We start from the raw sequence: 12,030 nt of genomic DNA on the forward strand, positions 1-12,030 counted from the left end.
CAAAAAAACGTAGCCAAAAAGCTACGTTTTTCTTTCATCGTTTCGGTGTATTTTTATGATTCTTCAAAAACGGAAGCGGGAATTGCTTACGGAAATGCTCTTTAATCATATACTCTACACCGTTTTCGCTATTTGAACGTGTAATCCAATCTGCTGCTTGCTTTAATTCTACAGGTGCGTTCCCCATCGCTACCCCAAGTCCCACGTTTTCAATAACTTCTAAATCTTCCATACTATCTCCAATCGCAACCATTTCATTTAGCGAAATATTTAAATGCTCTCCAAGCAATTGTAATCCACGTAATTTTGATACATTTTGTGGTAAAATTTCTATTCGTTTTGAATCACATTCAACATACTCTACATCTTGGAACGCTTTTCTTAATGTATTTAGCCCGCGTTCTTTTTCACCTTTAGTTTGGAAAAGAACATCAATTTTTGGCGCCGCTACCGGATGATCACGAAGCGCATCACCTAACGAATCTACAAATTGAACTGGATAAAATAACGGATCTGCGCTTGATAATACAGTGCGCGCAATTAAGTTTGGTGTATTTCTCTCACGATTTCCGATTGAAAACCGTTCATGAGAAATACGTACGTTACAATCAAAGTGCTCTAACACTTGCACAATGTTAAAAGTCTTCTCTTCAGATAATCTTCTTTGAACGTACGGCTTATCTAACGTTGCTGAAACGAAAGCACCACCATGTGTCACTAATATAGAATCTAATTTTAACGCTTTTGCTACTTTATGAGCGGATTGAAAATTACGACTCGTAAATAATGTAACGTATACATCTTTTCTTTTCACAAATTCAATTGTTTCTCTTAATCCTTTTGCAATTTTTCCGTTGTTGTATAGTAGTGTCCCATCTATATTAAGAGCTAGTAAGCGATAAATCATGTCGCACTCCCCCTCTTCGCTGTTGTACTCTATCCATAATTTATGAAATAAATGTAGCAAATAGAACGAGTTAGAATTACTACTGAAAATTTGGTTTACTATATACATATACACTTAGCAAAGGAGATAGTACAATGCAGGCACCACCTTCCTTTTATGAAGGCGATACGTTAGAAGTCGCAAAGAAATTACTCGGACAGAAACTTGTACATATTGTAGACGGAGTAAAACGAAGCGGAATCATTGTAGAAGTAGAAGCATACAAAGGTCCCGATGATAAAGCCGCACATAGTTACGGAGGTAGACGAACGGACCGTACAGAAGTCATGTTTGGTGCACCGGGACATGCTTACGTATATTTAATTTACGGTATGTATCATTGTTTTAACGTCATTACAGCGCCAGTTGGCACCCCGCAAGGTGTTCTCATTCGAGCCCTTGAGCCGGTAGATGGAATAGAAGAAATAAAACTAGCACGCTACAACAAAACCGACATTACAAAAGCCCAGTATAAAAATGTAACGAACGGCCCTGGCAAACTATGCCGTGCCCTCGGAATTACTTTAGAAGAACGAGGTGTATCCTTACAAAGTGATACATTACATATTGAACTCGTCCCAGAAGAAGAACACCTATCATCACAATATAAAATAACAGCAGGACCTCGTATTAACATCGACTATGCGGAAGAAGCTGTACATTATCCGTGGCGTTTTTATTATGAAGGACATCCGTTCGTTTCAAAGAAATAAGCGATATCAACGATTTTTCAAATATATCTATCGTAACTTACAATATATCAACGGTTCGACAAGAAATATCGATTTATCGACAAATAATAACATTACGAATAAAAGAAGACTGTTCCATTTTGGAACAGTCTTTCCCTCTTACTCTGCACCTTCCGCAGTTGCAATATTATCCTCTAAATTTTCTCTTGATAATTCAGCCTCCATAAAATCTGCTGTTTCTGGAAGTGCTAAATGCATATGAGCTTTTTGACAAATTTGAATCGTGCAGTTTTCTACAACATAGTCGAAAACATGTCCGCCTCCGCTTCTTTCATCATCAATGTAATGTAAGTGGAATCCAGCTACCCCAATACCTTGTGCATAGTCCGGTGTCCAAAATCCAGCAAGCGTACCTTCTGTATTTTCAAACGAAAAGATTGGTTGCGATTTCGTCACTTCAACGAGTGGTGTATACGGTTTTTCTTGTCTTGGAACAGTTCTCGTTCTTACTTCACGGAACGTACCGTCCATTCGAATAGCGTAAAATAAGTTTTTACTTGGCATTAATTCATGTAATAACGCTTCAACTTCTTCACGATTCATCGGACGCTCTACCGTATAACTCATTTCTTTTTCAAAAAACGTTACAGTCGCAAATGGCGTTGTTTCTTCTGGCTCTACTTTTTCCGCTGAACCGTCTGAACGTAAATGATAAAATCCATTATCAAATGCAATCATTTCACCGTCTAATTGATCAAATGTGCCGATGCCGAAATCACCATGTTTTTTCAAATCTTCAAAGCTAATCACACCATCATATATACCATCTAATAGCGCAAGCATTGTAGATGTTTGATATACTTCATTACTCATTTTCGTTTTTTTTGCATCAATATCAATTAATTGCGCAACAGTCATCTCAAATCTGCCTCCATTAGTTTAGTTGGTTTGGTAATAATTTTTCGCTTAATTTAATGTTATCACGGTAGTCGATTGGAATATCAATAATGACAGGGCCGTCTGCTGCTAATGCGGATTTTAATACCCCTTCTAATTCATCAGGCGTGTTAACACGAAGACCTAACGCCCCGAAACTTTCCGCATATTTCACAAGATCAACATCGCCAAACTCTGTAGCTGATGTTCTGCCGTATTTCATCATTTGTTGGAATGCAACCATATCATATGTGCCGTCTCTCCATACAAGATGGACGATTGGAGCATTTAAACGTACCGCTGTTTCTAACTCCATCGCTGAGAATAAGAAACCACCGTCACCTGATACGGAAACTACTTTTTTACCTGGTTCTACTAAAGTAGCAGCGATTGCCCAAGGAAGTGCAACACCTAACGTTTGCATGCCGTTACTAAATAATAATCTACGTGGTTCATAAGAACGGAAACATCTCGCCATCCAAATAGAATGGGAACCGATGTCACATGTAACGGTTGTATCGTCACTAATTAAAGAACGAAGTGTACGAATCACTTGAAGTGGATGCGTAACACCTTCTGCAGGACGATTTGGAACTTCTGCTTGTTCTGATAATTTCGCGCGTAATCGTTCTAATACCGCTTCTGATTTCGTACTTAATACAAGTTTCGGTAATTTCTCCGCGATGCTATTTACCGTTAAGGCAATATCACCAATTAATTCACGCTCTGGTTGGTAATCATGGTCGATATCTGCTTGATGGTCGTCAAGATGAATAATCGTTCTGTCGCCAAGTTTATTCCAGAACTTTGGATCATACTCGATTGGATCATAACCAATTGAAATAACAAGGTCTGCTTCTTCTAGTAAAATATCACCTGGTTGGTTACGGAATAATCCAACGCGGCCGAAGAAATGATCTTCTAACTCACGTGAAATCGCACCAGCTGCTTGATATGTTTCAACGACAGGAAGTTCTGTATCCGCAATTAATTTACGAACAGCTTTCGTCACTTCATTTGTGCTCGCTCTCATACCGAGTAAAATAACTGGTAATTTCGCTGATTTTATTTTTTCTACTACATATGTAATATCATGTGTGGGAGCGATTCCAAGCTGTGGCTTAGAAAGCGCACCGATAGACTCTACAGTTGTTTCCGCAGTCATAACGTCTTGCGGCAGACTTACTAAAGTAGCGCCTGGATTTGTGGAAGTTGCACTTCGGAATGCATTTGATAATGCTTCTGGCACATTATCAGGATGCTCTACTTCTACGCTATATTTTGTGATTGGTTCGAATAGTGCAGCATTATCCATAGATTGATGCGTACGTTTTAATCGATCCGTACGAGGTACTGCACCAGCTAAAGCAACAACGGGATCACTCTCCGCATTCGCAGTAACAAGACCTGTCGCTAAATTTGATGTCCCTGGTCCTGAAGTTACAAGACATACGCCCGGTTTCCCTGTTAATCTACCAATAGCAGCTGCCATAAATGCTGCGTTTTGTTCATGACGACAAACGATTAACTCTGGTCCTCTTTCTTGCAATACATCAAATACAGAGTCAATCTTCGCTCCTGGAATACCGAAAACATGTGTAACACCTTGTTTAATTAAACAATCAACAACAAGATCTGCTCCTTTTGTTTTTGTCTTCACGTCGTTTGCTTTTACATCTGTACTCAAAACTAATCACCCTTTATTTCATAATGTGTGTAATAAAGATTTTAATTTCACCTAGTTAATTAATGTGGTGAAGTATCGTTATCATTATATTACAAATTCATTATTTTTCCAACAATATGAATTCGACATTATTTTGACAAGATTCAAAGAATGCGCTTACAACCTTTTGTTTATCTTAAAATAACATTTTTATATCTCTTCTAAAAATACGCAAAAATATTTCCATCCATTTATAATATTAAAAATTTTATAGTACCTTGCAAAGAACAATAGTAAGTGATATATTTGTAAATAATGGAATAACCATTATTTGGAATGTTATTCGCAATCTATATCTCCTTTCAAAAAGTAGATATAGATTGTGTGTGCTGTTTAGAAAAAAGATAGGATTTTCAGCCATAATTCATCATTTTATAAAGGAAAGTGATTGTTATGAACAAAAGTGAATTTTTAGAGCAACTTAGTTCTTCCCTACGGAATATGCATATTTTAGAAAAGGAGGATATTATCTCGGAGTACGAAACTCATTTTATTAGTGGTAAACAGGATGGAATATCTGAAGAGGAAATTTCTAAAAAACTAGGAAACCCTAAAACTATCGCTAAAGAACTTAACGTTTCATATGCAATAAGCAACGCTGACAATAGGCGCAGCCTAAAAAACATTATGAAAGCACTGTTTTCTGTTATGAGCTTAAGTGTTTTAAACTTTATATTTATCATTATCGCCTTTTTCGTATTACTCTTTCTATTACCGCTTCTTCTAGCACTTATAATTGCTACACCGTTATTAATTATTTCGCCTATATTATTACTAGGGTTAGGATTCTTTAAAGGGTTTCATCAAATCAGTTATTCCGATGTTTACAATGTATTCATAGCTTTTTGCATCGGCTTACTAATATCAGTCATATGTTATCAAATAATAAAACATCTATACGTAGCTTTAGTTAAGTATTTGAAATGGAATGTAGCTATTTTGCAACGACACTAATGCAAAAGGAGATTAAGATGAAAAATTATATTTTATACCCACTCATGTTACTTACAATGTTATTTCTATCAGCTTGTTCAAACAGTGTACAGCCTAAGGAAAAAAATGATGTACAATCTATCAAAGATGTTGTTATTAAAGTTCCAGAAAATATATTTAGTTCCTCAAAGAAAAATGAAACTATTAGTGAAGACGAAATGAAACAAAATATAAAAAGTTATATAGATTATAGTTGGGAGTTATCTGAAAATATTATCCCTCTCGCTTCAACAAATTCTGATACTGATTTCACGGAACCTGACCGAGAAAAATTACAAAAGCTAATCGATTTAGCGAAACAAAACGATATGAATTTCCATGAGTTTATTAGTAATAATAATTTACCTAATGATTATAAAAAGCCTTCAAAAGAAATATATGAATTTATGTCTTCATCTACAGATATTTTCGTAGAGCTAGATCAAGAATTAGACAAACTCGCCCAAGATGGTAACTTATTCAAAGCCAATTTTTCTTTTACAAAACGCCTTGAGAAAATAAATGGGAAGAAACAAAAAGAGATTGAAAAGTTTTTGAACGAAAAAAACATTAAAACTTCAATTAACAGCAATAAAAAAAATTAGATGTATTACATACCCCTTTCAAAATAACCAATAAGAAATGGCTATTTTGAAAGGGAGTTTTTGTGGTATAACTATTAAATTCCCTAAACAAAAAAGACGCTCCTAAACTAGGAGCGTCTTCCACTATTACGCTTGTTGTTGCGCGCTATATAATTCTTCAAGTGGCTTCATGATAATTTTGTTAACGTCACCGATTACAACGTTTAGGCGTTGCTCAGTTTCCATTAATTTTGTAATTTTAGCATCTTGTTGAATGCGAGCTACAACTTCTTGTGCCTGTTGGTTGTCTTCTTCAGTGATTTCTTGGCCTTGCATCATTTTTTGTTGTAAGCTAAGTTGCATTGTACGGAACTCATCGAATAAGTTCTTTGAAGCCGCATCAGCTTGAACTGCTGCGTAGCTCTCTTTTAAAGTTTTGAAGTCTTCGTTTTCAGCGATTGCTTTTTGTAATTCATATGCAACATCATGAATGTTCTTTGTCATTTTATTTTTCCTCCTTTAGAAGGCTAGCGCTTTTCACTCGCACTGCCTTTTCAGTGCATTTACATACGCACCTCTTCTTACCATATCAAACTATGCAAGAGATGTGAAGAAATTTCACTTTTATTTCTATGTACTCACCTTATTATCTAAGAAACAATAGTAACAATCCTTGTACGAGTCCGATCATTCCGCCTAATAACGCTCCTAAATACGTAATCATTTTCAATTCGTTTTTCGTAATAGACAGAACTAGGTCTTCTAATCTTTCTGTTGAAAATGTAGACACCTCTTGCTGGACAATTTCCGCAAGGTGTAGATTGTTTAGTATACTCTCTACATTTTCTGTTCCCCACTTCAAGCCTTTCGTTACTGTGCTTGGAACCACTTTTTCAATAATTGTTTCTCGAACTGGTTCACATACTTGCTGAACAGATTGATTTAAAAACTTACTCACTGTTTCCTCTACTTTAACTGCTGACAGCACGGAGCTTACAATCATTTCTTTCTCTACAAATGCTTCTAATTCTTTTACATCTCTTCCTTTTAACTTTTCCCACTCTTTTTGCAGTACATCAGTTAAAAGCTGCTTTGTACCATCTTGACCTAAAAACTTAATAACTTCTGGCTGCACACGATCCACTACACTTACATTTCCTAAAAACATTCCGACTAAGTTAAGTAGCGTTCCGCGAGAAGCAAAGAAATCATCAATCATTTTTGAAAGACGCGCTTTCCCTTCTTCACTTTCAAAAAAGCTAATTCCTCGCTCTAAAATAAACGCCGAGGCATTCGGAATCGCATTCTCTATCTTTTCATGTACAGAATGAGGTAAAGCCTGTTCCCATGTATATGTATAATACTCTGCTAAAAATGCATGAATTTTTTCTGTAATCACATGTTCGATTTTTCGAATCGCTTCATCTTCTACATGCGCTACATTCCATTTCTCTAACATATGTCGCAGTGATTGTTCATTCGTAATTACTTTATCCACTTCTACTTTGGCCCAGTGGATTAAACCTTTTTGAAACTCTTCATTTGTTAACTTCTTTCCGAGTCCTTCTGGTGTTAACAAATGCTCTACAACCATTTTCCCTAATTGAACAGCAAGTTCATCACGACGCTTCGGAATTAATCCTGGTGTAAATGGAACTCGAAACTTTCCGATATAAATAGGACGATGAGGACGAAATAACATTTTTATCGCTAGATGATTCGTATATCCCCCAATAATTGCTCCGAGTCCTGTCGTCGTTAACATATTTAACCATATATTCATTACAATCAACCTTTCACTTCTCCAAAACTATAGCATATCATCATACGGACAAAAGTATAATGGTATAAAAACGTATTTGCAATATATAGCTTCGCCTTTTATGCAAATAGTAGTAAAGGAGTGATTTCGTTGGTTCTCGGCCTTTTAACTTCTAAACTTCATTATGAGCAAACGTATTACACCGAAATCGCTAAACGCGCTCGGCTTTATCATAATGTCGTTGCCCAGTTTACGCCATTTTGTATTGATTCTAAAACAGACCTTGTTTCTGGTCTTATTTACGATACAGATACAGGAAAATGGAAAGAGCAAACATTCCCTATTCCTTCTTATATATATGATCGTTATTCTTTTCACGAGGAAACAGACTTTGAAAAAGCAAAATCAATTATTCACTCTTTGCACAACCGTCCTTCCACTACCTTTTTAAATAACACACTTATTAACTTAAGTGAACTACATGATTTATTTCTTACTAATAAAAAACTGTCTCCTTATATACCAAAATTTGAAGTGGCAACGATACAAATCATTTTCAAACTGTTGTTAAAAACTAAAGATATTATTATACGCCCCACTAATATACATTCTAAAGATAACTTATATCGAGTCGCTTACAAAAATAAAACGTTTCATATCGATACAGTAAATGAAAAATACCATACATCTATTCCAATCAAGAGGACAGATGAATTTATATCTTGGTGTAAATCTAACATACGTTCATCACGCTACATAGTGCATACTATGCTACAACCACCAAATCAATTAACATATCCACTGCACATTCGAACCATTTTGCAAAAAAACAAAGAACAAACTTGGAATGTTATCGGTCAATTTATACAAAAAAGCTCATTTCCTAATCAGCTTTTACCCTCAGCAACGGCCGATGATTCATTGCATTCATTTTCAAAAATTAAATACGTACTATCTAGTACAGGTGTGCAACTATTGCATGACGCTTTACACGACATTATAAATGAAGTATTCCAAACACTAGATCAATCTTATTCTTCGTTATTTGAACTAGAACTTTCCACAATTATGGATCAAAAAGGTGCAATCTGGCTTATGTATGTCAACACGATCCCTCCTTACGAACAATACATTCGTCATAGTGATTTATTAGCTGAAAAGATATTTCACGGACCACTTAAATTCAGTCGCTTTACACCATAATGAAAGGAGGTAAATCTATTTTGAAAGAACATATATATACATTAAACATTTCAGATGAACATCCAAATAGCATTACTTTACCTTACGTTTTTTCTATTACACCACCTATTACATCCCTATCCTTCGGTATACGTCACATTGCAAGTGAAGAGGTGAAAATTCATTATTCCTTTACTCGCGAAATTATTATCGGAAAACATATTGCCGAAAAACTTTTACTGCCTCAATCAACTACTATTCATGCATTCACACAAAACCAAACGATTATTTTCGGACCATTGATTGGCATTTTTACAACTGGCTTTAACGATGATTCTTCTAACCCTTTAGGAAATCGTTCAATTGCTCTCAGTGAGTTGTTAACACCACCATTCTCATTACGACCGTTCGTATTCGTCTTTGGCGTTCAACATATAAACTGGGAAGAAGAAACGATTGAAGGATATTTCTTTCAAGAGAAACAATGGATAAAGAAAAAAGTCCCTTTACCAAATGTCATTTACGATCGATTACCGAATCGACAAGCGGAAAATTATAAACCAATTGTCAGAGCAAAAAGAAAGTTAGAACATGACTACTCCATCCCATGGTTTAACCCAGGGTTTTTCAATAAATGGGAAGTTCATCAACTTCTTATGAAAGACGAATCAATTAAACCCTTATTACCACATACAGAAACATTTCAGCATTTTGAACAAGTAGAACGGTTTCTTGGCACGTATAAATCAGTGTACATGAAACCAATACACGGGAGCTTTGGTAGAAATATTCATCAAATATTTTATTCTCAAACAGAGAATTGCTACTACTGTCGTTATCGCGAAAATGAAGAAAATAAACTGAGAAAGTATCAATCATTAGAAACTCTTCTAAACCACTTATTAAAAGGACATGATTTAAAAAAGTTTATCGTACAGCAAGGTATTTCGTTACTTCTTTTCGATGGGCAACCTGTTGATTTCCGCATTCATACAAATAAAAATCATTTCGGTAATTGGATAGTTAGTGCAATCGTCGCCAAAATCGCCGGCAAAGGCAGTTTAACAACGCACGTAAATAGTGGTGGTGATACAAAATTATTACAAGAGCTTTTTCCAGATTCAACGAAACAAGTTCAAATTGAAAATAAATTAAAACATACTGCCTTACAAATAAGTTACGCGCTCGATGAACAAGTAACCGGAAATATTGGAGAAATCGGTTTTGATATCGGTTTAGACACGAAGGAAAATCCGTGGCTCTTTGAAGCCAACTCGAAACCTGGGCGAACTGTATTCCAAGATAAAAAATTAAAAGAGCAAAGCGAACTGACGCGCCAGTTATTTTACGAATATGCCGTCTACTTAACTGAACATTCTTTACGTGATACAAAAGAAAAAATGTCTCAAATAAAATCAGGGGCTTCATCAAACACCGAACATATCCCTTCTCCTATGATTCACTCACAAATACAAAAACAAAAACTTCCACCTAGATAATAAGGTGGAAGTTTTCTATTTACACAAGTTTTACTACAACCTCAGTTTCCACGTTACATACTCCGCAATAAAAAATATGATTGCAATATTCATTTGAATTATTATGCGTTAAACCATCTACTGCACTTAATAATTCTTGATCCATATAGGCACTATAATCGTCTATGTAATCTACAGACTTCCCATAATCTTGGAGTATACTTTGGCAATTTTGACAAGAATATGTTTGTGATTCTAATGCGTTGCAAAGCGGGCAAATCCCCATCATGATTCCTCCATACATTATCGTTTAAAGCCTCTCTTTTTTAGAGTGAAGAAAGAAAGCAACCTATCCAGGCATAGGAGCGGTCACTCCACCACTACTTAAAAATAGAACTATAAAGTTGCTACCGATTTCATTTCAATAAATCATAAATAAGAAGCTAATGATTAGCCTACAAGTAATAGGCTACAAAGAGAAAAATATATTTAATATCCCTCTTAGTTTGGCCTGTTTTCTTAAAAATACAACGATTACTCTTATTTCATAATTTACGAAATCAATAAGTTTTTTTGACAAAATTTACAAATTATTATTTTGTATATCTTTCTAGGTAACATCCATACTATGAGTACAAACTTAATTACCGATGGATTAGCGCCAACCGGGGCGATAATCTGGTTCAACTCCAGCTAGTCCAACCAAAAAAACTTTTATAACTCTAAGGAGGATATATTCCTATGGCAAACCAAAATTCTTCAAATCAATTAGTAGTACCAGGTGCAACAGCTGCAATCGATCAAATGAAGTACGAAATCGCTCAAGAATTTGGTGTACAATTAGGAGCAGATTCTACGGCTCGCGCTAACGGTTCAGTTGGTGGAGAAATCACAAAACGTCTAGTTGCAATGGCTGAGCAAAGCCTTGGCGGATTCCACAAATAAATATATATGGCAAAAAGGTCTCAAGGCATATGCCTTGAGACCTTCCTTAATTTATTGCAACATTTGTAAAAACTTCTTCGTACGTTCTTCTTTTGGATTTGTAAATACTTCTTCTGGTGTACCTTGTTCGACAACGACACCACCATCCATGAAGATAACACGGTTCGCAATTTGATGTGCAAAACGCATTTCGTGCGTTACAATAACCATCGTCATGCCTTCTTTAGCAAGTTCCTTCATTACTTTCAGAACTTCTTGAACGAGTTCAGGATCAAGTGCTGACGTCGGCTCATCAAATAGTAACACTTCCGGCTCCATCGCAAGCGCGCGCGCAATTCCAACGCGCTGTTGCTGTCCGCCTGATAATTGGAACGGATATAAGTCTACTTTATCCGCAAGACCAACTTTTTCAAGGAAATAGTTTGCTTTTTTCTTCGCTTCTTCTTTCCCCATCTTTTTCACTGTAACGAGCCCTTCCATTACATTTTGAAGTGCTGTTAAATGCGGGAATAAGTTATGGTGCTGGAATACCATACCTGTTTGCGTACGAAGATTGACAATATCTTTCTTCGTTACTTTTTCAGAGAAGTCGAGTTCTTTATTACCGATGCGAATACTACCAGCGTTCGGCGTTTCTAACACGTTGAGACAACGTAAAAATGTCGTTTTACCAGATCCAGATGGCCCGATAATAACAACAACCTCGCCCTTCTCAACTGTTAAATCTATATGCTTTAGTACGGTATTATCTCCGAAACTTTTTTGTAAGTGCTGAATTGAAATCATAAAAACAAAAACTCCTTTTGT

13 protein-coding genes are annotated in these 12,030 nt (G+C 35.9%); 6 read left to right on the forward strand and 7 right to left on the reverse strand.

Annotation, left to right across the window (positions count from 1 at the left end; all coding sequences use genetic code 11):
* Nucleotides 1-34: 34 nt before the first annotated feature.
* Nucleotides 35-907, reverse strand: coding sequence for a Cof-type HAD-IIB family hydrolase (locus tag CGQ22_RS23790; RefSeq protein ID WP_000640430.1), 873 nt, complete (start codon nucleotides 905-907; stop codon nucleotides 35-37).
* Between the two features lie 134 nt (nucleotides 908-1,041).
* Between CGQ22_RS23790 and CGQ22_RS23795 the strand changes: the two genes are divergently transcribed.
* A complete protein-coding gene (locus CGQ22_RS23795) occupies nucleotides 1,042-1,659 on the forward strand; it encodes a DNA-3-methyladenine glycosylase (RefSeq protein WP_001148809.1) in 618 nt (205 codons plus the stop codon).
* A 138-nt stretch (nucleotides 1,660-1,797) separates the two neighbouring features.
* Here CGQ22_RS23795 and alsD read toward each other — a convergent pair whose 3' ends face one another.
* On the reverse strand, nucleotides 1,798-2,556 hold the full coding sequence (gene alsD, locus CGQ22_RS23800; RefSeq protein WP_089149448.1) for an alpha-acetolactate decarboxylase: 759 nt from the start codon (nucleotides 2,554-2,556) through the stop codon (nucleotides 1,798-1,800).
* A gap of 16 nt (nucleotides 2,557-2,572) precedes the next feature.
* On the reverse strand, nucleotides 2,573-4,261 hold the full coding sequence (gene alsS, locus CGQ22_RS23805; protein WP_000102393.1) for an acetolactate synthase AlsS: 1,689 nt from the start codon (nucleotides 4,259-4,261) through the stop codon (nucleotides 2,573-2,575).
* A gap of 432 nt (nucleotides 4,262-4,693) precedes the next feature.
* On the opposite strand from alsS, the gene CGQ22_RS23810 reads away from it, so the two are divergent.
* Both CGQ22_RS23810 and CGQ22_RS23815 read left to right on the forward strand, forming a co-directional pair.
* A complete protein-coding gene (locus CGQ22_RS23810) occupies nucleotides 4,694-5,254 on the forward strand; it encodes an HAAS signaling domain-containing protein (RefSeq protein WP_046946579.1) in 561 nt (186 codons plus the stop codon).
* Nucleotides 5,255-5,271: 17 nt separating this feature from the next.
* Nucleotides 5,272-5,877: an NDxxF motif lipoprotein gene (locus CGQ22_RS23815; protein WP_061883809.1), complete on the forward strand. Its 606-nt coding sequence runs from the start codon at nucleotides 5,272-5,274 to the stop codon at nucleotides 5,875-5,877.
* Between the two features lie 126 nt (nucleotides 5,878-6,003).
* Here the strand turns inward: CGQ22_RS23815 and CGQ22_RS23820 are convergent, their stop codons facing one another.
* Together CGQ22_RS23820 and CGQ22_RS23825 are read right to left on the reverse strand one after the other, a co-directional pair.
* Entirely contained in the window at nucleotides 6,004-6,360 is a 357-nt protein-coding gene (locus CGQ22_RS23820) for a YlbF/YmcA family competence regulator (protein ID WP_000164612.1), read from the reverse strand.
* Nucleotides 6,361-6,502: 142 nt separating this feature from the next.
* Nucleotides 6,503-7,639 carry a DUF445 domain-containing protein gene (locus CGQ22_RS23825; RefSeq protein ID WP_139032710.1) on the reverse strand — a complete coding sequence of 379 codons (1,137 nt, stop codon included), beginning with the start codon at nucleotides 7,637-7,639 and terminating at the stop codon, nucleotides 6,503-6,505.
* 129 nt (nucleotides 7,640-7,768) lie between these two features.
* Between CGQ22_RS23825 and CGQ22_RS23830 the strand changes: the two genes are divergently transcribed.
* Nucleotides 7,769-8,821 (forward strand): YheC/YheD family endospore coat-associated protein, encoded by a 1,053-nt coding sequence (locus CGQ22_RS23830; RefSeq protein WP_000242821.1) that lies wholly within the window; start codon nucleotides 7,769-7,771, stop codon nucleotides 8,819-8,821.
* 20 nt (nucleotides 8,822-8,841) lie between these two features.
* Nucleotides 8,842-10,299: a YheC/YheD family endospore coat-associated protein gene (locus CGQ22_RS23835; RefSeq protein WP_089149450.1), complete on the forward strand. Its 1,458-nt coding sequence runs from the start codon at nucleotides 8,842-8,844 to the stop codon at nucleotides 10,297-10,299.
* A 19-nt stretch (nucleotides 10,300-10,318) separates the two neighbouring features.
* Here CGQ22_RS23835 and CGQ22_RS23840 read toward each other — a convergent pair whose 3' ends face one another.
* Nucleotides 10,319-10,564, reverse strand: a complete 246-nt coding sequence (locus CGQ22_RS23840; protein ID WP_000510474.1) for a hypothetical protein — start codon at nucleotides 10,562-10,564, stop codon at nucleotides 10,319-10,321.
* Nucleotides 10,565-11,019: 455 nt separating this feature from the next.
* Between CGQ22_RS23840 and sasP the strand changes: the two genes are divergently transcribed.
* Entirely contained in the window at nucleotides 11,020-11,223 is a 204-nt protein-coding gene (gene sasP / locus CGQ22_RS23845) for a small acid-soluble spore protein, SasP family (protein ID WP_000013338.1), read from the forward strand.
* Nucleotides 11,224-11,274: 51 nt separating this feature from the next.
* Here the strand turns inward: sasP and CGQ22_RS23850 are convergent, their stop codons facing one another.
* Nucleotides 11,275-12,009, reverse strand: coding sequence for an amino acid ABC transporter ATP-binding protein (locus CGQ22_RS23850; protein ID WP_000623612.1), 735 nt, complete (start codon nucleotides 12,007-12,009; stop codon nucleotides 11,275-11,277).
* Nucleotides 12,010-12,030: the final 21 nt, after the last annotated feature.

This window comes from Bacillus sp. M13(2017) (genome assembly GCF_002218325.1).
Taxonomy (GTDB): Bacteria; Bacillota; Bacilli; order Bacillales; family Bacillaceae_G; genus Bacillus_A; species Bacillus_A thuringiensis_K.